Here is a 21973-nt window from a genome sequence, read left to right on the forward strand (position 1 = left end):
GTTCAACCATGCCGTCTTCCATGCAACAAAAAGCGCCCCGCCGGACCCGCGAACGGATTCTCGAATTGTCGCTCAGGCTGTTCAACGAATTCGGCGAGCCGAACATCACGACCACCGTGATCGCCGAAGAGATGAACATCTCTCCGGGGAACCTGTATTACCACTTCCGGAACAAGGACGACATCGTCAATTCGATCTTCGCCCAGTTCGAGGCCGAGATCGGGCGCATGCTGACCGTGCCGGCCGGACGCCGCTCGAACCTGGAAGACGTCTGGCTCTACCTGCGCATGATGTTCGAGCTGATCTGGCGCTACCGTTTCTTCTACCGCGACCTCAACGACCTGCTGTCGCGCAACCGCAAGCTGGAACTGCACTTCAAGGCCATCCTGGCCCACAAGATCAAGGTCGCGCGCCAGCTGTGCGAAGACCTGCGCAGCGAAGGCTCGCTGGAAGCCGGCGACAGCCAGATCGGCGCGATGGCCACCAATATGGTGGTGGTGGCAACCTACTGGCTGTCCTACGAATACGTGCGCAACCCGCGCAAGTACAGCGAACAGCAGGCGATCGCCGACGCCCTCGCGCGCGGCTGCTACCAGGTGCTGTCGATGCTCGGCCCCTACCTGCGCGGTGAGACCCGTGACCTGTTCGAGCGCCTCGCCGACGACTACCTGAAGCAGCTGCCCCCCGAAGGAAAAGCATGAAAGCCATTGCCGTCTACTGTGGCGCCTCGCCCGGCGCCGATCCCCTGTATGCCGACGCCGCGCGCGGCCTGGCCCGCGTGCTGGTGAGCCGCAACATCGGCCTGGTCTACGGCGGCGGCAAGGTCGGCCTGATGGGTGTGATCGCCGACGAAGTGCTGCGCCTGGGCGGCGAAGCCACCGGCGTGATCCCGCGCGCCCTGCTCGAGCGCGAAGTCGGCCACACCGGCCTGACGCGCCAGTTCGTGGTCAAGGACATGCACGAGCGGAAGGCGATGATGTCGGACCTGGCGGACGGCTTCATCGCCATGCCGGGCGGGATGGGCACGCTGGAAGAACTGTTCGAGATGGTCACCTGGGCCCAGCTGGGCATCCACGCCAAGCCGATCGGCCTGCTGAACGCGCACGGTTTCTGGAACGGCTTGTCGGCCTTCGTCGGCCACATGGTGGAGCAGGGCTTCGTGCGCCCGGCGCATGCGGGCCTGATGATGCTGGAGGCCGATCCGGACGCCCTGGTGGCGCGTCTACAAGCGGCGGCGCCGCCGCGCGCAGAGCCTCTCGTCTAAGCCGAGACGACGCGGTCGCGCCCCGCGGACTTGGCCTGGTACAGGGCCTTGTCGGCGCGGTTGACGGTATCGGCCAGCGCTTCGCCGCCGCGGCGCGCGGTCAGGCCCGCCGAAAAACTGATCCGGTGTCCGTCCGCCACGCCCTCGACGGCCAGGGCGCCGACGCGCGCGCGGATGCGCTCGACCACGGTCCGGGCTTCCGGCTCGCCGCTATCGGGCAGCATCAGCAGGAATTCTTCGCCGCCCCAGCGCGACAGCACATCGCCCGCGCGCAGCTCGCCGCGGGCGGCGGCGGCAAAACTGCGCAGCACCGTGTCGCCGGTGGCGTGGCCGTAGCGGTCGTTGATCTGCTTGAAGAAGTCGATGTCGAGCAGGGCGATGCAAGTCCCGCGGTCCGCCGTTCCGGTGCCTGCGCCGTGGCGCCGCTCTTCCTGCGCCAGCACCTCGTTCATGTGGCGGCGGTTCGACAGCGCGGTCAGCTCGTCGACCGTGGCCAGGGTCCGGATCGTCTCCAGTGCCTGCTCCAGCGCTTCCTTCTTGCCCTTCAGGCGGGCGCGCAGCTTGCTGGCCTCGCCCGTCAGCAGGGTCACCGACATCGAGCAGCCCGCCATGATCATGAAGGTCACGGCTTCCACCAGCGGCGGATAGTTGTCCGGATCGTGGGCCTGGTGCCACCACATGGTGACGCCCATGGCGCCCACGGCGGCTGCGGTCAGGACCAGGGTCTGGCGCGGGCGCAGTGCGAAGGTGCAGAACACCACCACCACCATCAGCCCCATCAGGATGGCGCCGCGCAGCGGCCCGAAGATCGAATACGCCCATATGGTGCAGGTGATGGCGAACACGGCCTGCAAAGCGGCGGCGCCGGTCGGCGCCAGCCCGATGCCGGCGCTGAAGCGCACCAGCAGGTAGGACAGGACGATGCAGCCGGCGGTATAGCTGGACAGGCCGAGCGCGGCGCGGTGGTCGATCAGGCCGCGGCTGCCGGCCGCGATCAGGATGGCCATGAAGACCGTGTACAGCGCCGCCGTCGCGCCCCAGTAGGTCATCATGCGGCGCAGCTTGGGGTCGGCGCCGAACAGGGCGCGGGACCATCCCGATGGGTTCATGCGGCGCGCTCCGTCTGTACCTGGGCCAGCAGCATCTCCGTGATGCGTTCGGCCGGCACCGGCGGCGAGAACAGATAGCCCTGCATCTCGTCGCACTCGTTGGCGACCAGGAATTCGCGCTGCTCCTCGGTTTCCACGCCTTCGGCGATCACCCGCAGCTGCAGGCGGTGGCCGAGCGAGATCACGGCCAGCGCGATCGCCTGGTCATCAAGGCTGTGGCCCAGGTCGCGCACGAAGCTTTTATCGATCTTCAGGGTGCTGATCGGGAAGGACTTCAGCGCCGACAGGCTGGAATAGCCGGTGCCGAAGTCGTCGATCGACAGCGAGACACCCATGTCCTTCAGCCCGCGCATGCGCTCGACGGCCTGGGTCATGTCGCGCATCAGCAGGCTCTCGGTGACTTCCACTTCCAGCGCGGAGGGCGGAAGGCCGGTATCGCGCAGGGCCGTGGCGATGCGCTCGACCAGGTGCTTTTCCTCGAACTGGCGGGCCGAGACGTTGACCGACACCGTCAGCGGCTCGAGGCCGGCGGCGCGCCAGAGCTGGGCCTGGCGGCAGGCGGTGCGCAGCACCCATTCGCCGATCGCGACGATCAGGCCGGATTCCTCGGCCAGGCCGATGAAGCGCGGCGGCGGCACCATGCCGTGCTCGGGGTGGCGCCAGCGGATCAGGGCTTCGACCCCGAAGATGCGGCCGGTGCGCAGGTCGACCTTGGGCTGGTACATCAGGAAGAAGCGGCCGGCGGGCGCCGGCACCGCCGGCGAGTCGCCGCCCTGGGTCGCATCGAAGGCTTTGCGCAGGCCTTCCAGCAGCATCAGTTTTTCTTCAACGCTCGCGTTCATCTCGCGGGTATAGAACTGGAAGTTGTTGCTGCCCAGGTCCTTGGCGCGGTACATCGCGGCGTCCGCGTTCATCATCAGGGTCTTCGGATCGTCGCCGTCGCGCGGGTAGATCACCACGCCCATGCTGCAGCTGATCTGGACCGCCTGGTCGCCGATCGGCACCGGCTCGGTGACGGCCTGGCGGATCTTTTCCAGCACCGGCGTGAGCGCCAGGGCGTTGTCGGAGACGTCCGGCAGCAGGATCACGAATTCGTCGCCGCCCAGGCGGCCCAGGGTGTCGTTGCGGCGCAGGCAGGCCTGCATGCGGCGGCCCACCTCCTTCAGCAGTTCGTCGCCGGCGCTGTGGCCGAGACCGTCGTTGACCAGCTTGAAGCCGTCCAGGTCGACGAAGGCCAGCGCCAGGTGCTTGCCGTTGCGCTGGGCGTTCAGCACCGCCTGGTCGAGGCGGTCGCGGATCAGGCTGCGGTTCGGCAGGCCAGTCAGTTCGTCGTGGTGGGCCAGGTGGCGGATTCGCTCCTCGGCCTGCTTGCGCTCGGTGATGTCGCGCACCATGGCGACCGCGCCGCCTTCGACCGGCACGATCTGGCGCTGCAGCCAGCGGCCGACGGCCGGCGAGGTGGCGGCCTGCCACTCGGTCTCGACCGCCTTGCCGTCGACTACCACCGAGACCAGTTCCTCGAACATGCCGTTCATGCGGTAGAAGGGCAGCAGCTCGCCCATCAGGCGGCCGCGCAGCTGTTCCTTGGGGATGCCGGTGACCTGCTCGGCGCGGGTGTTGGTCTCCTCGACCAGGAAGTCGACCACCTTGCCGTCGGCATCGAGCACGCTGCGCAGCACGAAGAAGGCGTCCAGGCTGGCCTCCGAGGCCGCCGCATAGGTTTCCTGGGCGCGCCGTTCGCGCCGGCGCGCCTTGGCCAGCTGCCAGGACCAGGCGCTGATCAGGCCAACCAGCGCGATCAGGAGGGCGCTGGCGGCGGCCGCGGCCACCAGAAAACTGCCGCGGCGCTCTTCGTAGTCCGTCATCTCCTCGCTCTCGGCCAGGCCGATCACGGCGGCCAGCGGAAAGCCGTGCAGGCGGCGCACGCTGACGTAGCGCGCCACGCCGTCGGGCGCGGTGGGGTGGGGGTCGAGGGCGTCGCTGGCCATGTTGTCGAGCGCCACCTGCTGGCCCCACGAGACCTTGTCGCCGACGCGCAGCGCGCGCGCCACGCCGTCGCTGCCGATCAGGCCGACCAGCCCCAGCTCGCCCTCGCGCGAACGCTCGTAGGTGCTGGTGAAATAGGCCGGGGCGGCCGCCACGATGGCAACCCCGGCGAAGCGGCCGGCGGCATCGTCGATGCGGCGCGAGAAATGCAGGTGCGGCTCGACCCGGGCGGCGTCGCCGACGGCCTGGCTGACGAAGGGCGCCGCCGATGCGCTGGCGCGGTGGGCCGTGAAGAAGGTCTCGTGCGAGACGTCCCGCGGCCGCATGGCCGGGTTGCTGGCGACGATGCGGCCATCGCGGTCGGCGATTCCGACCACGAACACCAGCGCGGGCGGCAACAGGCCCTCGCGGCGCAGCTCGTCGATGGCCGCCGCCGGACCGTGCTGCTCGGCCGCGTACTTCAGCACCTTCAGGGTCTGGTCGATCGCGGTCAGGCGGTGCGCCATCTGGGCTTCGTAGGTATCGACCAGTTCGCGGGTCGCTTCGCGCGCTTCCGTGACGGCGGCTTCGCGCTCGGCGGCGATGAAGTGGAAGGCCGCGATCCAGATCGCCACCAGCGGCAGCAGTGCGAACAGCGGCAGCGCGATATAGGTCTCGAGCGCGTGACCGAGCAGGCGGGAGAGGCGCGGTGCACGCGGGAGCAACTGGAGTCGACCGGGAGAGTGTTGCGGCATCACTTACATATTGGACGGAGCAGGCAGCGAAATTGACTTTATACGTAGGGATACCGAAAGTCGATAGCTAACTTCTAATGCTCAAGGGAATCAATCAATCTGTTGCGTATCGGCAACATGAGTTTTTGAGTTCTGTGATGGATGGCATGGGGCAATGGTCCAGATCGAAGCACGGGTAAAGCTGACTAGCTCGAGAATTTTTTCGCCGGAGAGCACTAGATGTTTGTAGTGACCAGCCTCAAGTGGCGCAGCTGATTACCGTGGCAAGTTCTTGTGCGAATCTTTTTAACCTGGAGAGCGCACATGAATTCACTGAACCTGCCTGGGCTGCATCCCGGTCCAACGCAAGCGCATCGTCCGATTCGCGTACGTTTGGCACACCAAAGTTCAGTTCTTGAGGACGTTTTACTCGTCAAGCATGTCAGCGGTCAGGAAACGCTCTGCGGCGGGATCGAGTATCGACTCCTGTGCGTTTCCATGCAAGCAGCACTCCCTCTGAAAGAATTCATCGCACTGCCGGCCGAACTGCAATTCGTCACGGATCGTGGCGAGCTGCGTTCGGTTTGTGGCGTTGTGGTGCAAGCATCGGCGGGTCAGAGCGACGGCGGACTGGGAACCTATCAATTGGTCATTCGTGATGCGTTGAGCTTGATGGAGCAGTCAACCAATACCCGCGTTTTCCGCTGTCGAAACGAAGTCGATATTTCCCTGGCGTTGGTAAGCGAATGGCGCCACGTTAACCCAATTCTGGCTAATGCTCTTGAAGTCGATGTTTCTGGCATTTCTGGCACATACCCAGCGCGTGAGTTCGCAATGCAGCACAACGAATCGGATGCAGCCTTTGTACGTCGGCTATGGAAGCGGCGCGGCATTGCCTGGTTCTTTCGGGCTGGCCAGTCGGGCCAACCCCACAGTTCGTCTGTGCCTGTCCATACATTGGTGCTGTTCGATACGCCGGAGGCGCTGGCGCAAAACAGTGCAGGAGCCGTGCGCTTTCATCGCGATGCAGGAACCGAAACCCGTGATGGGATTTTCAACTGGAGCGCCGTTCGCTCCTTGAAAGCCGGTAACGCCACTCGCCAAAGCTGGGACTATCTTCAAGGCCGAATGATGTCCACGCACGCCCCGACCACCATGCAGCAAGGCGAAGCCGGCGACCAGTTTGCATTCAGTCTTGACGATTACAGGATCGACCCACCGCACTTTGGGAATGACAACAGCGACTTCCGAAGACTGGGAGAATTGCGGATGCAGCGCTACGAGTACGAGGCCAAGTGCTTTTGTGGCGAGAGCGGTGTCCGAGATTTGCGCGTCGGTGAATGGTTCCAGCTCGATGGGCATCCCGAAATCGATACACATCCGAACGATGAACGTAAATTCGTCCTGACGGAGCTATTCGTGGCAGCAGAAAATAACCTGCCCGAGGATATCGACGAACGCGCACAACGCCTTTTTTCCGCTAATGGCTGGTACCAGAGCGCTGATAATTTCGGGCTTGAGCAAGCTGGCAATGAACGGGATGTCAAATACACCAACCGCTTCACTTGCGTTCGCCGCGGCATACCGATGGTGCCGGGTTTCGATCCGCGCACCGACCTTCCGCCTGTGCATTTACAGTCAGCGATTGTGGTCGGACCGCCGGGGGAAGAAGTGCATTGCGATGCATTTGGACGTGTCAAGCTGCGCTTTCCTGGAACGCGCGAAAAAGACCATATGGATGGTGCCGGTGCCAGTGATACGGATCGGGATTCGGCCTGGGTTCGTGTTGCCAGTCATTGGGCGAGCGACCGTTGGGGCAACACTACCTTGCCACGGGTTGGAGATGAAGTACTCGTGGACTTCCTGGGAGGTGATCCAGACAAGCCGATTGTCGTGGCTCGCGTGCATGGCGCCATCGCTCTTACGCCCGCCTTCAGCCATACGGGTGGGTTACCAGGCAACCGCTTCCTTGCGGGCATCAAAAGCAAGGAAGTGCATGGCATACGTTACAACCAGCTCCGGCTGGATGACACCCCTGGACAGATCAGCGCGCAACTGGCCTCGGAGCATGGACACAGCCAGTTGAATCTCGGCTGGTTGACACATCCGCGAAGCGATGGCGATGGCCAGGCGCGCGGCGAAGGGGCCGAATTACGGAGTGATCAGTCCGTTGTGGTGCGCGCCGCCCGGTTGATGCTGTTGACTACCCAAGCCATGCTTGGTGCGGCAGGGAAGCAACTTGAACGCGAGCCTTTGCAAGCCCTCCTCGGAGCTTCGCAGGCGCTACTCAAGGAATTAGGCGAGTTCGCGGAACAGCATCAGTCCATGCCGGTCGATCTCGCGCCACACCGCGAGCTGGCGGAAGGCCTGATCGATGCCGAGAAAGGCGGTGCCCCGCTGATCGCCCAGTATTCACATGGTGGATTTGTCAGCGCCACGCCAGAATCCTCCGTCAGTTACAGCGGTCGGCAGCAGAACATTCTGGCGCAACAGAGTATCCAGGCGTTTGCCGGGCAGCGTGTGAATATCAATGCGGGAAGGGGTATTGCGCTGTTTGCGCACCAGGATGGGATAAAACACATTGCTAGAACCGGCAGGGTCGACATCCAGGCCCAGCAGGACAGTATCGGAATTGCTGCCGATCGCGATGTCAAAATCACCGCCAGCCAAGGCGACGTCGTGATTGCCGCCAAAAAGAGCCTCACGCTGTTATGCGGCGGCGCGTATATCAAGATCGTGGACGGCAAGATCGAGCATGGCTGCGGCGGTGATTTCATTGTGAAAGCCGGGATGCACAAATGGGACGGCCCTGCGCGGCAAGACGCTGACCTGCCGTTTTTCCCTGCTGCCGATCACACCAATTGGCTGAAGCTCGACCTCGACGGCTACCAAGGGGCGCCAATGGCTGGCGTGCCCTATACCTTGTATTTCGCAAACGGCCAGCAGAAAAGTGGCACTCTCGACGGCAACGGCATGGCCGAAGAGCGCAACCTGCCGGAAACCATTACCAAAGTTGTCTATCACAACGCACCTGCCGCCAAGGATGCAGCACGGCCAGAAACAAGTGACTTCCTGTCCGGGCTCGATCCGCTCATGGGCGAAGAACGAGGAGGCAACTAATGGCGACCACCAACGACACGCTGGGCGCGTTGAATGAAGTCCAAGGACAGGAAAAACCCGAAGAAATCGGCTTGGGCGAATGGGTCTGGGGTGCGCTGCAAGGCGACTTCAATGCAGATCGCTCTGCCGGACAGATCGGATTCGATATGGTGGTCTCGTTGATCCCGGTGGTCGATACCGTATGCGACCTCCGCGATCTATGTGCGAACATCCGGCAATTCTGCAAGGAGCCTTCCAACAAGGTCACCTTGTTCTTTATCGTGACGACGATTGTCGGGTTTGTCCCGGAAATTGGCACGGTCGTCAAAAGTACGCTGCGCCTTGTCTGGGTATATCTCAGGCCGATCATCCAGCATGCCGACGATATCGTTAACGTCGAGAAGTTATTGGCTGCTGCCCATCGGGCGTGCGATGCCGCCCTCCCTAAAATTACCGAGTATCTGCAGCACAATCGGGTAGTGAAATGGGCAACCGATGGAAAATTGCCTGACGTATACCGTTTCGTGTCGACAACCATTCGCGAAGCATCGGACAAGCTCAGTCCTGCCATGCTGGGGCGTCTGCTGAATGCGAAATGCGACGACTTGAAGAGCCTGTTGCAAAAGATCCGGCCTATCGTGCCGAGCACCATCCGCGAACGTATCGATGACTTCATCAAGCTGATCGATACGAAAAGACGCGCCATGAACAGCGCAATCCAGGAACTCATCCAGCCAGTGCGGACCGTATTGAAAATCGTTGCCAAACGGCTGGATGACCAGGCATGGCATGTGCAGACATACCAGACTAATCGGGGTTGGATCGCACCGATGTCGGAATTGGGCTCGGCGAAGTTGATCAATGGGAAGCCGCCGAAGTGGGTAAAAAAAATTAAACGACAAACGAAATATCCACGTTTGGAATTGGACGACAAGGAAATTCAAGCATTGACGAAAGCACACCCGAACCATCCGCCTCTTCAGGACTGGCTTGTTAAAACCTTCGCAAAGAAAGACGGCGGTATCCGAGCCGGTGCTATTGCGGGGCCAGCAAAGCTCTATCGTATTGTTGATCCCTCAAATGAGGGCGCGGGAATTTTTTGGATGACGGAAGCAGAGTACAAGGCACTCAAAAATCGTGATGAATGGCGCAGTAGATTCGCCGTCAAGCCGGAGTGGAATCAGAATGGATGGGTCGTCGAATACGAAGTGAAGGCTGGTGAAACACTCCCTGTTTGGCGAGGCCCTGCCGCTAGTCAAAAGCTTGAAGGGACTGAATATTACCTTGAGGGAGGGGGCGAGCAGATAGTATTCTTTCCCGGCAGTCGTGACGAGATGGTTAACGCGATGCCGAGGGTGGATCGAAATACTGGGCAATCCTTGAGGGATCATGCAGGTAATGAAGATCGCAGAATTGAATATGTTGACGTGGCCGGGGAATCCACCTCCGTGAAGCTACGAGCACGCATTACAGATCCACGCATCAAAGGTCCGAGCGAAACCGGATGGGGAGCGACAGATTACACGCCGCAGGAAGCACAACGCATTTTGTTAACGGTCCCTGCATCAGCGTAAATTTTTACTTATGGAGAAGGAGTACATGCGAAATCTGAATTTGGAAGCCGGCATATGGAATCTTTTTGCGTCGGCCGAATTTTTCGAAGCTGCTGCGCGTGAGTGCGACGATACGATGTCGTGGTTTGGAACCCTTGCTGTTTCGCGTGGTGCCGCCAATTATGGAAGAAATGGCCAGATCTATGACGTATGCAAAAAATGGGCACGTGATTTCAGACGTGGCGCCGAACTGGCGAGGTTAGGTGATTTTAAGTCGATATGGAATACCGCAGGCTATGTCAGCGGAGATGTCCACGGTATGCTGGAACAGCCGTTGCATGGTTGGATGACCGAGGCTGAGTATAAAGAGTTTAGCAATATCAGGATTAGCCGAATATTAAAGTATGCTGGAAGAATTGAAGCAGTACTTAACAATGCGATGGTCGGGGCCAACAGCTTTTTCGACCCGGATCCAGATTGTCCTGAGCGAAGTAACGATGATGATGGATTTCCCGGCGACGATATACTACGCTGGTATGACGACTACAAAAATTCACAAAAAGGCCCGTTTTTCCCTGTACTTCCTGACCCTCTGTCGGAATACGTCGTTGATAGAACCATCGCATGCGAAACGGGAGAGGAGGTACCTCAAACCGGGGTTTGGTATCCCATAACAGGGTTGGAAAGACACAGTCTCACCTTTGCCATCAAGGGATTACGGATGCAACCAGCTTTTCGAATAATTAAAACTACGGAAGAACTTAGAACTGCAGACTGTATGTTTCCTTCCCCGGAAACAGTCGCCGTCGCCACTACCTGGCACCCCCTGATCCCATCCGGCCGTACCGTCACTGTCGACAGGAATGAAGAACTACGGGCAAAAGCCGGGCAACTCTGCCCTAAAGCCGGCATTTGGCAATCGGCCGATCCCGGCGCAGCGCGACGCTTCTACAAAGCTGGCGAACCGATGGCCGATCTAAAATCCGCTTACGGCTACACGGTCTGGCAGTGGGTAAGCGACCGATGATCCAACAATCCTGCGAGGGCAATCGGTCAAGCTTGGGAGGCAGAAGATGAAAGGTGTTATCCGATTAGGTGACGCAACCAGCCACGGCGGCAAGGTGATTGCCGCCTCTGGCACCTCGTTCGTCAACGGCATAGCGGTGGCCCGTCAAGGAGACGCATGTGTTTGTCCGGTCAATGGCCATGCTTCTTGTGTAATTGCGGAAGGCGATCCAATGGTGCTGGATAGAGGAATGCCGGTGGCCTTCGAAGGACATAAAACATCGTGTGGGGCAACGCTGATCTCGTCCACGCCGTCGTCGGGCAAGATTTAGCTACCTCGCAGAATCGTTTCGAACCCTCGCCCGACTGTGCTCTATAATTCGGGCATGCATACCCCGACACGGCATTGGCGCACACGCGCGCGGATCGCCTGGATCGCCTGCCTGGCCATCCTGTTCAACGTGTTCGCCCCGCTGGTATCGCATGCGATGGAACCCGCTACCCGCGCGCCCCTGGTGATGGAGATGGAAGTCTGCACCGCGATGGGCATGACCAGCATGCCGGTCGTGCTGGCGCCCGCCGGTACCGACGAGTCCACCGCGGGCAAGCTGCACAAGAACATGAACCATTGCGGCTATTGCGCAGCCCACGCCAGCGCCCACGGCCTGCCACCGCCGATGGATGCCGCCTTCGCCCCGCTTGCCGGCCGGGATGTCTATCCGCCGCTCTACTATCACGCCTCGCGCCCGCTGTTCCCGTGGTCGCTGGCGCAGCCGCGCGCGCCGCCTTTCCTTGCCTGACCCCGGCGGCCCCGCGCCGCCAGCTCAGACCCGCACCGTCAGGCCCCGGTCCCGCTTCGCGCAAGGGCTGGTGGTTTGACGTGTGCCGAGCGCCCCATCGGGCGACTGAACCAATCCCAGGTCAAGCACAGGAACAACAATGAAAAATACAAGCACAGCGCTGGCCCTGACGGCGCTGGCCGCCGCCATGTCCACGGCCTTTGCCCAGGACGGGCCCGGCCAGGAAAGCCAGCTCGGGACCGTCATCATCACCGGCAAGCACCCGACCTCGCTGCCGACCCAGATCCCGACCACGATCGAGACCATCACCGGCGACGAGATCGCGCGCGGCATCAACGCCAGCGACGCCGAGGACGCCCTGAAATACCTGCCCAGCCTGCTGGTACGCAAGCGCTACATCGGCGACTACAACCACGCGGTGCTGTCCACGCGCGCCTCGGGCACCGGCAACAGCGCCCGCTCGGCCGTGTACGCGGACGGCATCCTGCTCTCCAATTACCTCGGCAACGGCGCGGCCTTCGCGCCGCGCTGGGGCATGGTCAGCCCGGAAGAGATCGAAAGGGTCGATGTGCTGTACGGTCCGTTCTCGGCGGCCTATGGCGGCAACTCGGTGGGCGCCGTGGTCGACTACGTGACGCGGATGCCGTCCCGCTTCGAGGCCCACGCCAGGCTGTCGGCCTCCCTCCAGCCCTTCAAGCTGTACGGCACCGACGATACTTACCATGGCCGGCAGGGCAGCGTCTCGCTCGGCAACCGCGCCGGCCGCTGGTCCTGGTATTTGAATGTCAGCCGCCTCGACAGCGACGGACAGCCGCTGACCTTCCCGACCCGCTACCCGGCCGCTATCGGGTCCGCGGCAGGAACGCCGGTGAGCGGCGCCGTGCCCGGCCAGGACCGCACCGGGCGCGACTGGCTGATCCTCGGCGCCGCGACGCGCTACCACACGGTGCAGGATCACCTGAAGGCCAAGCTGGCCTACGATTTTTCGCCGACTTTGCGCGCCACCTATGTGTTCGGGCTGTGGGACAACGATTCCCAGGGCCGTCCCGAGTCCTACCTGCGTGATTCCGCCGGCCAGCCCGTCTACAGCGGCATGGTCAATATCGGCGGCCGCGCCTACACCCTGGCACCCGCCGACTTCAACCAGTCGAACGAAAGCCTGCACCACCTGATGCACGGCCTGACCGTGAAGAGCAGCACCCGCGGCAGCTTCGACTGGGAAGTCGCCGCCAGCCTCTACGACTACGACAAGGACAGCCTGCGCGCGCCGACGGTCGCCCTGCCGGCCGCCGCGAACGGCGGGGCGGGGCGCATCGTCGACCAGCACGGCACCGGCTGGCACACCTTCGCGGCCAAGGGTGTGTGGCGGCCGGACGGTGTCGCCGGCGCGCATGTGGCCGAATTCGGCTGGCAGGAGGAAAGCTACAAGCTGCGCAGCATCGAGAACGCGACCGCCGACTGGCTGAACGGCGCGCCCGGCGCGCGCAACCAGGCCTTCAGCGGCCGCACCGGCATCGACGCCCTGTATGCCCAGGACACCTGGAAGTTCGCGCCGCGCTGGAAGACGGTGCTGGGCCTGCGCTACGAGCGCTGGGAGGCGCGCGAGGGCAGGACCTCGAACGCCACCACCACCGTCAGCCACGGCAGCCGTCGCGAGGATTATTTTTCGCCCAAGGCCGCGCTGGCCTTCCAGGCGAGCGACGACTGGCTGCTGAAGGCCTCGCTGGGACGCGCGCTGCGCATGCCGACCGTGTCGGAGCTGTACCAGGGCGGCATCAACGCGGCCGGCACCCTGATCAACAACGACCCCAAGCTGAAGCCGGAAAAATCCTGGACCGGCGAGCTGACGGCCGAGCGCAAGTTCGAGACCGGCCAGCTGCGCCTGACGGCCTTCGGCGAGCGCACCCGCGATGCCCTGTACTCGCAGACCAATGTGCTGGTGGTGCCCAACGTCACCAACGTCCAGAACGTGGACCGCATCGCCACCAAAGGACTGGAAGTCGCCTACGCCGCCAGCGACGTCGTCCTGCGCGGCCTCGACCTGAATGCCAGCCTGACCTGGACCGATTCGAAGATCGGGCGCAATGACAAATTCCCGGCCAGCGTCGGCAAGTGGCAGCCGCGGATTCCGGAATGGCGCGCGGCCGGCCAGGCGACCTGGCGCTTCGACGACAGGCTGGCGGCCACGCTGGCGGCGCGCTACAGCGGGCGCCAGTACTCGACCCTGGACAATTCGGACCCGAACGGCTTCGCCTATCAGGGCGCCAGCAAGTACTTCACGACCGACCTGCGCCTCACTTGGCGGATCGACCGGCAGTGGTCCGCCGCCCTCGGCATCGACAACCTGAACAACTACAGGTACTGGAACTTCCACCCTTATCCCCAGCGCACCTGGGTGGCGGAGCTGAAATGGGATCTGTGACCATGGAGGACAGCGTCGACAGCTTGTCCAGCCTGGCGGCGCGGCGCCGCAGCCTGTTCTGGCGCATCCACTTCTGGGCGGCGCTGATCGCCTCTCCCTTCGCTTTGGTAGCGACCCTGACCGGGCTGGCCTACGTCTTCACGCCGCAGATCGAAGCGCGGTTGTACGGCGGGCTGGAGCGGGTGGCGCCGGAGGGCGCGCGGCTGCCGCTCGATGCTGCGGTAGAGGCGGCGCGCAGGGCGGCGCCGGACGGGCTCGTGGTGCAGGCGGTGATCCCGCCCGCGGCCGCGGAAGACGCGGTACGGGTGAGCTTCGGCCAGCCCGCGCCGGGCGCCGGCGAGCATGCGGGCCACGGCCAGCCGGCCGGAGCGGCAGCGGCGGCAGCGGCAGCCGCTCCGGCGCCGGCGGGCGCGCGGCCGGGGCGGAGGGGGGGACAAAGCAGCGACCGCGTCACCGTGTTCGTCGACCCCTACCGTGCCACGGTGCTCGGCAGCCAGCGCGACCAGGACCGCTTCAGTGAATGGGCGCGGGGCCTGCATTCGCGCCTGCTGCAGGGCGAGTCGCTGCGCTGGATGATCGAACTGGCGGCCAGCTGGATGCTGGTGATGCTGCTGACCGGCGTGGTCCTGTGGTGGCCGCGACCCGGCCAGCCGGGCCTGCCGCGTGCCTCGGCGCGCGGGCGCGCCGGCTGGCGCCAGTGGCATGCCTTCCTCGGCACCCTGCTGAGCGTGCTGAGCCTGGCGATGGTCCTGACCGGCCTCACCTGGAGCAAATACGCCGGCGACAACGTGCGGACCCTGCGCGACTGGGCCGGACAGGCCGGGCCGCGGGTGCCGGAGCGCCTGCATTCGATGCCCCAGGACCGGCCGCAGATGAATTTCCAGCAGGCCTGGGACCGTAGCCGCGCCCTGGTGCCGGGCGTGACGCCGTCCTTGATGCCGCCGCGCGGCCCGCATGGGGTCTGGCGCGTGGCCTCGGCCGACAGGCGCCATCCGGCCAGCCGTTTCGACCTGGTGCTGAACGGCTATGACGGCCAGGCGCTGTACTACGCGGGCTGGGACCGGCAGACGGCCTTCGGCAAGGCCACCACGGTCGGCATCCCCTTCCACCGCGGCGAGCTGGGCATCTGGAACCAGGTGCTGCTGTGCGTGTTCGCGGCCGGGGTGCTGTTCTCGCTGGTGTCGGGCTGGGCGATGTTCTTCAAGCGGCGCCGCGCCGGCCTGGCCGGCCTGCCGGCACTGCTGCCGGGCGCCTGGCGCTCGGCGTCGCCTGCCGCCGTCGCGCTCGCGATCGGCCTGTGCGCGCTGATGCCGCTGCTGGCCCTGAGCGCGGCCGGGCTGGCGGCACTGGAAGCGGCGCTGGCCTGGCGCCGCCGGCGGGAAGGACTGGCCGCCGCCTGAGCCGTCCGAGCCGCTTCAGGCGTGGGCCGGGACCTGGCTGTGGCCGAGGCGCAGCATCGCATAGGTGCCGCGCCCGGCTTCCTTGGCGGTATACAGGGCGCGGTCGGCGGCGTCGAGCAGGCGGCTCGGCGACAGCTCCGGCTGTTCCGCCAGCGCCGCCCCGATCGAGGTGCCGACCTGCAGGATCAGCGTGCCCACTTCGAAGGGGGCGCGCATCGCCGTGAGGATCTTCCGGGCCACCAGTTCGACGTCGGCCTCGCCGGCCACCTCGTTCAGCAGCACCGTGAATTCGTCGCCGGCCAGGCGCGAGACCAGGTCGGAGCTGCGCACTGCGCCGCCCAGGCGGCGCGCGAACTCCACCAGCACGGCGTCGCCGACGGCATGGCCATAGCGGTCGTTGATCTGCTTGAAGTGGTCGACGTCCAGGTAGAGCAGGGCGGTGCCGCGGCCCGGCCGGGGCGCGCGCTCCGCATCCTGCAGGGCGGCCTGGAAGCGGCGCCGGTTCGGCAGGCCGGTCAGGGTGTCGGTATGGGCCAGCGCGTGCAGGCTGCGCTCGTGCATGCGCGAGGCGGTGGCGTCCGTGGTCAGCACGTAGACGCCGGTCACGGCACCGTCGCGCAGCTGCGGCAGGAAGGTCGTGTGGGCGATCCGCATCTGCTTCTTGCGCACGATCTCGTGCTCGCACTGCGAGGCCTGGCCGCGCCAGGCCTGTTCCAGCGCCGCCGCCTGGGGCGCGAGGTAGTCGGCGCCGAAGGCTTCTTCCATGGTCTTGCCGAGGATCTCGCCGGCGGGCTTGCCGAGCCAGGACTGGTGCACGGCGTTGGCGAACACGTAGCGGCGCTCGCTGTCGAGGTGGGCGATCAGCACCGGCACGTTGTCGGTGATGGTGCGCAGCCTCTCCTCGCTCTCGGCCAGGCGCAGCTCGCTGGTCTTGCGCTCGGTGATGTCGAAGGCCATCGCGTAGAAGCCGTCCGGCTGCCCGCCCGCGGTACGCTGGGGGACCAGGCAGCACTGGAAATGCTGGGCCCGGGCGTCGCTGCCGGACACGAATTCGAAGAAAACCCGCTCGCCGGCCGCCACCCGTTCGATCCAGGGGACCAGTCGCGCGTAGTCCTCGGGACGGTAGGCGCTGGACACGTGGCGCCCGAGCAGCTCGTCGGCGCGCTTGCCGTACATCTTGAGCGCGTAATCGTTCAGGAAGACGAACTCGCCGGCCGCGTTCAGCTTGCCGATCATGGCCGGCAGGTTCTCGGTGATGGCGCGCAGGCGGCGCTCGTTGGTTTCGAGCTGCGCGCGCGAGGCATTCGCTTCGGTGACGTCCTTCATCACCACCACCGCGCCCAGCGGACGGCCGGAGGCGCTGCGCAGCGGCCGGCCGCTGACCAGCACGGTGTGCGGCGGACCGTCCGTGCGCGCGATGACGACGGCCTCGTCGCGCACCGTCTCGCCGGTCAGGGCGCGCGCCAGCGGCACCTCGTCCATCGCCAGCGGGGTGCGGCCGTCGGCATGGCACAGCGCGTAGTGTTGCGCCCACTCGGCCGGCGCGATGGCCTTCATGTCGCGTCCGAGGATGCCGCGCGCCGCGCGGTTGAACAACGCCAGGTTGCCGACCGCGTCGCACAGCACCACGCCGACGTCGATCGATTCCAGCACGGCGTCCACCAGTTCCTGCTTTTCCTCAAGCTGCTGGCGGGTGCGGATGCGTTCCGAGATATCGTTGATGAAGGCGCCGACGCAGCGCTTGCCCTTCCACTCGTAGCTGCTGATGGTCATCTCGATCATGATCTGGCGGCCGCTCGCGGTCAGCGCCGGCAGTTCGAGCTTACGGTCCAGCATGGCGGCTTCGCCGGTGGCGTGCCAGCGCCGCATGCCGGCGTCGTGCAGTGCGCGCAGCGGGGGCGGCACCAGCAGCTCGGACAGGCTGCGGCCGAGGGCCTCGGCGCGGGGCCAGCCGAAGATCCGTTCGGCCGAGGCATTCCATTCGATGACGCGGCCTTCGGCATCGGCGCCGACGAAGCCGCTCCAGGAGGCGGCGACGATGGTGCGGTTCCAGTCCTCGCTGTGCTGCAGCGAAACCTCGACCGCCTTGCGGTGGGCGATCTCCTGCGACAGTTCGGCCAGCTTGCCTTCGAGTTCGGCGGTGCGCTCGGCCACCCGCTGCTCGAGCTGGGTGTTCAGCGCCTTCTGGGCCTGCTCGGCCATCAGGCGGGCGGTGACGGTCTTCACATGGTTCAGCTCGGCCTCGGCCAGCTCGGCGAGGTCGCGCAAGGCCTGGCGCTGCTCTTCCGTAAACACGCGCGGCGCCGAGTCGGCAATGCACAGGGTGCCGACCGGCTGGCCGTTGCTATGCAGGGGCTGGCTGGCGTAGAAGCGGATGTGCGGCGCCCCGGTCACCATGGGATTGGCGGCGAAGCGCGGATCGGCGGCTGCATCTTCGATCACCAGCATCTCGTCCAGGGTCACCGTATGGCTGCAGAAGGCGACCGCGCGCGGCGTCTCGGAGGCCTCGATGCCGCAGCGTGCCTTGAACCACTGGCGGGTGCCGTCGACCAGCGAGATCGCCGCTGCCGGGACCCCGAAGGTCATTGCGGCCAGTCGCGTGAAACGGTCGAAACGCTGCTCCGCCGGCGTGTCGAGGACATGCAGCGAATCGAGTGCGTTGAGTCGGTCTTGTTCGGAAGAAGTGATCGGGTGGGGCATGGCCGCTCCAGGAATCCGGATGGACAACGGCGGGGTAGGGGCCGGGACGTCATCGGCGCCGGGGACGGGGGGCAACCGATGAGCACATCCTATCATGCGTTCCGCATGGAAACTATTTCCGCGTAGATACTCATGGCGGAGTGTTGCGCGCCAGCCTTGACCTTTCGGCATTACCCCCACAGCCGCTCGCCGCCCAGCTCCAGCTGGGTCAGGTAGAGGCGCAGGTCGAATTCGAACTGGTGGTAATCCGGTTCCATCCAGCAGCACAGCTTGTAGAAGGCCTTGTCGTGCTGCTTTTCCTTCAGGTGGGCCAGTTCGTGCACGACGATCATGCGCAGGAACTCGGGCGGCGCATCGCGGAACACGCTGCCGATGCGGATCTCGTGCTTGGCTTTCAGCTTGCTGCCCTGGACGCGGGAGATGGCGGTGTGCAGGCCGAGGGCTTGCTGGACGATGCCGATCTTGCTGTCGAAGCCGACCTTGGCGACCGGTTCGGCGTTGCGCAGGTATTCATCCTTCAGGTCCTGCACATAGCCGTAGAGGGCCTTGTCGGTGCGTACCGCGTGGGCTTGCGGATAGCGGCGCAACAGGTGCTCGCCCAGGCGGCCCTCGGCCAGCAGGCGGTGGACCTGGTCGAGCAGGTGGGCGGGATAGGCCTTGAGGTATTTAAGGGTATTCGGGTCGGACATGGGCTACGCACTCTAGCACAGGATGAGACAGCCGGAGTGCGCAGCCGCTTGGCGTGATCGTTGAAGAATGGGGCCGGTGAAGATCAACCGGTAAAGGGAATCGCCGCGCCCGATGCCGGCGGCGCAATCATTCCCTGGTCAGGTAAGGAGCCTGGCGATGCCGCTTTCCTTATCTTATTCCGCCTTGCCGCCCTGGCGGTTGCCTCCCTTGGCGGCGGCCGCGGCGCGGTTGGCCGATTGCCGGCTTTCTCCGCCCTTGCGGCCGATGTCGGCCATGTGGGCGCGGTTGCGGCTGACCACTTCCCCGCCTTTCTGGCCTGCGCGGCGCGCTTCCTCCGAGTCGAACTCGTGCGCCGTTCCCTTCTGGTGGGCGGCCTGGCCGCCCTTGCTGGCGATTTGGCGCTGCTGGTTCTGGTCCATCGCAGCGAAACCGCGCTTGGCAGGCTGGCTTTTCTGCTCGTTGCCGCCCGAGCTCGCGCTCTTGCCGCCGTCCTTGCTTGTCGCCATATCGATCTCCTTGTGCCTGTCGGTGAACAATCAAACCCGAGCGTCACGGATGCGCTCGTGCGTTTAGAGAGGCGGGGGAGGCAATAGTTCCGGCCGATGGCGACGGCAATGGCGCGTTTCAGGCGTCGGCGATCTTCAGCACCAGTTTTCCGAAGTTCTTCCCTTCGAACAGCATCAAGAGCGCGGCCGGGAAGTTCTCGAGGCCGTCGACCACGTGCTCGCGGTGCTTGACGCTGCCCTCCCGCAGCCATTGGGCCAGGCGGGCCACACCTTCAGGATAGCGCGGGGAGAAATCGAACACCACCATGCCCTCCATGCGCGCGCGGTTCACCAGCAGCGACAGGTAATTCGCCGGGCCGCGCACGGGCGTGGTGTTGTTGTACTGCGAGATCGCGCCGCAGATCACGATCCGCGCCTTCAGGTTGATGCGGGTAAGGACGGCGTCCAGGATCTCGCCGCCGACGTTGTCGAAATAGACGTCCACGCCGTCCGGGCAATGCTGCTTCAGGCCCGGGCCGATCGGCCCCTCCTTGTAGTCGATGCAGGCGTCGAAGCCGAGTTCCTCGACCACGAAGCGGCATTTGTCGGCGCCGCCGGCGATGCCCACCACGCGGCAGCCCAGGTGTTTCGCGATCTGCCCGACCGTGGCCCCGACCGCGCCGGCGGCGGCCGATACCAGCACCGTCTCGCCGGCTTTCGGCTGGCCGATGTCGAGCAGGCCGAAGTAGGCGGTCATGCCCGGCATGCCGAGCACGTTCAGCCAGGCCGGCAGCGGCGCCAGGCCGGGGTCGATCTTCGCCAGGCCGCCCTGGTCGTCGGCTTGGCCGGTCCAGAAGCGCTGCACGCCGAAGGGGCCGCTGACGTGGTCGCCCGCTTTGAAGCGCGGCGAACGCGATTCCGTCACCACGCCCACCGCGCCGGCGCGCATCACCTCGCCGATCGCCACCGGGCGGATATACGACTTCCCTTCGTTCATCCAGCCGCGCATGGCCGGATCGAGCGACAGGTACAGCACCTTCACGCGCACCTGGCCGTCTTCCAGCGGCGCCAGGGCTTCTTCGGTGAGCTGCCAGTTCTCCGCGGTCGGCATGCCGACGGGGCGGGAGGCCAGGCGGAATTGCTGGTTGGTTTGGGTGGACATGGGGGTCTCCTTGTTTGACATGTTGGCTTGTCAACTATAGCGGAACGAGGTGCGAATGTCGCGTACATGCTCATCCTGCAACTCATGCGACAATGCTCCGACCGTCCTCATCCTCCACGACCTTCCAAGACCATGAAGCACCCCGAATTCATCCTGACCCTGTCCTGCCTGGACCAGCGCGGCATCGTCCTGCGCGTGTCCGGCTTCCTGGCCGAGCACGGCTGCAACATCATCGATTCCGACCAGTTCGGCGACCCGGAATCGAAGCTGTTCTTCATGCGCATCCACTTCGCGCTGGAAGATCCGAACGTCGCGGAGGCCACCCTGCGCGCCGGCTTCGACGCCCTGTGCGCCCACCTGAATGCTGCCGGCCAGCTGCACGACGCCGCGCGCAAGCCGCGCGTGCTGATCATGGTCTCGAAGATCGGCCACTGCCTGAACGACCTGCTGTTCCGCTACCGCAGCGGGCTGCTGCCGGTGGAGATTCCGGCCATCGTCTCGAACCACATGGACTTCTACCAGCTCGCGGCCAGTTACAATATCCCCTTTCACCACTTGCCGCTCGAGGCCGGCGCCAGCGAAGCCGACAAGCTGGCGCAGGAAAGCCGCATCATCGAGCTGCTGGACCGGCACCAGATCGACCTGGTCGTGCTGGCGCGCTACATGCAGATCCTGTCGCCGGGACTGTGCGAAGCCTTGAAGGGGAGGGCGATCAATATTCACCACTCCTTCCTGCCCAGCTTCAAGGGCGCGCGCCCGTATGCCCAGGCGCACCGGCGCGGCGTCAAGCTGATCGGCGCGACGGCCCACTTCGTCACGGGCGACCTGGACGAAGGGCCGATCATCGAGCAGGACGTCGAGCGGGTCGACCACGCGATGAGCGTCGAGGCCCTGACGGCGATCGGGCGCGACGTCGAAAGCGTGGTGCTGGCGCGCGCGGTCAAGTGGTTCGTGGAACACCGCATCCTGCTGAACGGCGACAAGACCGTCGTGTTCAGCTGATTACACTGAAAGACAGAAGAACCAGATGGCCCTGAAAGCAACGATCTACAAGGCAGACCTGAGCATCGCGGACATGGACCGCAATTACTACCAGGAGCACGCGCTCACCATTGCGCGCCATCCGTCCGAGACCGACGAGCGGGTGATGATCCGCCTGCTCGCCTTCGCCCTGCACGCCGACGAGGCGCTTACCTTCGGCAAGGACCTGTTCGACGTCGAGGAGCCGGCCCTGTGGCTGAAGGACCTGACCGGCGCGATCCAGACCTGGATCGAGGTCGGCCAGCCGGACGAACGCCGCATGATGAAGGCCAGCGGCCGCGCCGAGCACGTGGTCGTGTACAGCTTCAGCGCCGTCAGCCACATCTGGTTCAAGCAGGTGGCGAAACAGATCGACCGCGCCCGCAACATTACCATCGTCAACATCGCGGCCGAGACCGCCTCAGCGCTGGAGCGCATGTGCAAGCGCAATATGCAGCTGCAGTGCACGATCCAGGACGGCCAGGTATGGCTGACCGACGGCCTTGAGACCGTGCAGGTCGAACGCGATACACTGCTTTCAGAACGCAATTATTGATCGAACAGG

Annotated in this window: 17 protein-coding genes; 11 read left to right on the forward strand and 6 right to left on the reverse strand. The window is 64.6% G+C overall.

The genetic code is table 11. From position 1 onward, the window contains the following. The first annotated feature begins 20 nt into the window (after positions 1–20). Both AC1DOP_RS07030 and AC1DOP_RS07035 read left to right on the forward strand, forming a co-directional pair. Positions 21–701: a TetR/AcrR family transcriptional regulator gene (locus AC1DOP_RS07030; RefSeq protein WP_442124122.1), complete on the forward strand. Its 681-nt coding sequence runs from the start codon at positions 21–23 to the stop codon at positions 699–701. Then, positions 698–1264: an LOG family protein gene (locus AC1DOP_RS07035; RefSeq protein WP_442124123.1), complete on the forward strand. Its 567-nt coding sequence runs from the start codon at positions 698–700 to the stop codon at positions 1262–1264. The genes AC1DOP_RS07030 and AC1DOP_RS07035 overlap by 4 nt, the downstream gene beginning before the upstream one ends. On the opposite strand, the gene AC1DOP_RS07040 is transcribed toward AC1DOP_RS07035, so the two are convergent. Together AC1DOP_RS07040 and AC1DOP_RS07045 are read right to left on the reverse strand one after the other, a co-directional pair. Continuing rightward, positions 1261–2373, reverse strand: coding sequence for a diguanylate cyclase (locus tag AC1DOP_RS07040; RefSeq protein WP_442124124.1), 1113 nt, complete (start codon positions 2371–2373; stop codon positions 1261–1263). The genes AC1DOP_RS07035 and AC1DOP_RS07040 overlap by 4 nt on opposite strands. Continuing rightward, the gene (locus AC1DOP_RS07045) at positions 2370–5063 is read right to left on the reverse strand and encodes a bifunctional diguanylate cyclase/phosphodiesterase (protein WP_442124125.1); all 2694 of its coding nucleotides are present in this window, start codon (positions 5061–5063) and stop codon (positions 2370–2372) included. Before AC1DOP_RS07045 ends, AC1DOP_RS07040 begins: the two co-directional genes overlap by 4 nt. A gap of 333 nt (positions 5064–5396) precedes the next feature. Between AC1DOP_RS07045 and AC1DOP_RS07050 the strand changes: the two genes are divergently transcribed. From AC1DOP_RS07050 to AC1DOP_RS07080, 7 genes are all read left to right on the forward strand, one after another. After that, entirely contained in the window at positions 5397–8192 is a 2796-nt protein-coding gene (locus tag AC1DOP_RS07050; protein WP_477250603.1) for a type VI secretion system Vgr family protein, read from the forward strand. Next, positions 8192–9745 (forward strand): hypothetical protein, encoded by a 1554-nt coding sequence (locus AC1DOP_RS07055; protein WP_477250604.1) that lies wholly within the window; start codon positions 8192–8194, stop codon positions 9743–9745. Before AC1DOP_RS07050 ends, AC1DOP_RS07055 begins: the two co-directional genes overlap by 1 nt. A 25-nt stretch (positions 9746–9770) precedes the next feature. Beyond that, positions 9771–10751, forward strand: coding sequence for a hypothetical protein (locus AC1DOP_RS07060; protein WP_477250605.1), 981 nt, complete (start codon positions 9771–9773; stop codon positions 10749–10751). Between the two features lie 46 nt (positions 10752–10797). Then, positions 10798–11061, forward strand: coding sequence for a PAAR domain-containing protein (locus tag AC1DOP_RS07065; protein WP_477250606.1), 264 nt, complete (start codon positions 10798–10800; stop codon positions 11059–11061). A 54-nt stretch (positions 11062–11115) separates the two neighbouring features. Then, entirely contained in the window at positions 11116–11529 is a 414-nt protein-coding gene (locus AC1DOP_RS07070; protein WP_477250607.1) for a DUF2946 domain-containing protein, read from the forward strand. A gap of 139 nt (positions 11530–11668) precedes the next feature. Next, the gene (locus AC1DOP_RS07075; protein ID WP_477250608.1) at positions 11669–13951 is read left to right on the forward strand and encodes a TonB-dependent receptor; all 2283 of its coding nucleotides are present in this window, start codon (positions 11669–11671) and stop codon (positions 13949–13951) included. After that, on the forward strand, positions 13939–15351 hold the full coding sequence (locus tag AC1DOP_RS07080; RefSeq protein WP_477250609.1) for a PepSY-associated TM helix domain-containing protein: 1413 nt from the start codon (positions 13939–13941) through the stop codon (positions 15349–15351). The genes AC1DOP_RS07075 and AC1DOP_RS07080 overlap by 13 nt, the downstream gene beginning before the upstream one ends. 15 nt (positions 15352–15366) lie before the next feature. Here the strand turns inward: AC1DOP_RS07080 and AC1DOP_RS07085 are convergent, their stop codons facing one another. From AC1DOP_RS07085 to AC1DOP_RS07100, 4 genes are all read right to left on the reverse strand, one after another. Next, entirely contained in the window at positions 15367–18051 is a 2685-nt protein-coding gene (locus AC1DOP_RS07085; protein ID WP_442123116.1) for a sensor domain-containing diguanylate cyclase, read from the reverse strand. A 170-nt stretch (positions 18052–18221) separates the two neighbouring features. After that, positions 18222–18740: a M48 metallopeptidase family protein gene (locus tag AC1DOP_RS07090; protein ID WP_442123115.1), complete on the reverse strand. Its 519-nt coding sequence runs from the start codon at positions 18738–18740 to the stop codon at positions 18222–18224. A gap of 174 nt (positions 18741–18914) precedes the next feature. After that, entirely contained in the window at positions 18915–19247 is a 333-nt protein-coding gene (locus AC1DOP_RS07095) for a KGG domain-containing protein (protein ID WP_442123114.1), read from the reverse strand. Between the two features lie 118 nt (positions 19248–19365). Then, the gene (locus tag AC1DOP_RS07100) at positions 19366–20388 is read right to left on the reverse strand and encodes an NADP-dependent oxidoreductase (protein WP_477250610.1); all 1023 of its coding nucleotides are present in this window, start codon (positions 20386–20388) and stop codon (positions 19366–19368) included. Positions 20389–20520: 132 nt separating this feature from the next. Between AC1DOP_RS07100 and purU the strand changes: the two genes are divergently transcribed. Together purU and AC1DOP_RS07110 are read left to right on the forward strand one after the other, a co-directional pair. Beyond that, entirely contained in the window at positions 20521–21390 is an 870-nt protein-coding gene (purU, locus tag AC1DOP_RS07105) for a formyltetrahydrofolate deformylase (protein WP_442123112.1), read from the forward strand. Positions 21391–21415: 25 nt separating this feature from the next. Beyond that, positions 21416–21964, forward strand: coding sequence for a YaeQ family protein (locus AC1DOP_RS07110; protein WP_477250611.1), 549 nt, complete (start codon positions 21416–21418; stop codon positions 21962–21964). The last annotated feature ends 9 nt before the right edge of the window (positions 21965–21973 follow it).

The organism is Massilia sp. 01N410 (assembly GCF_056399665.1).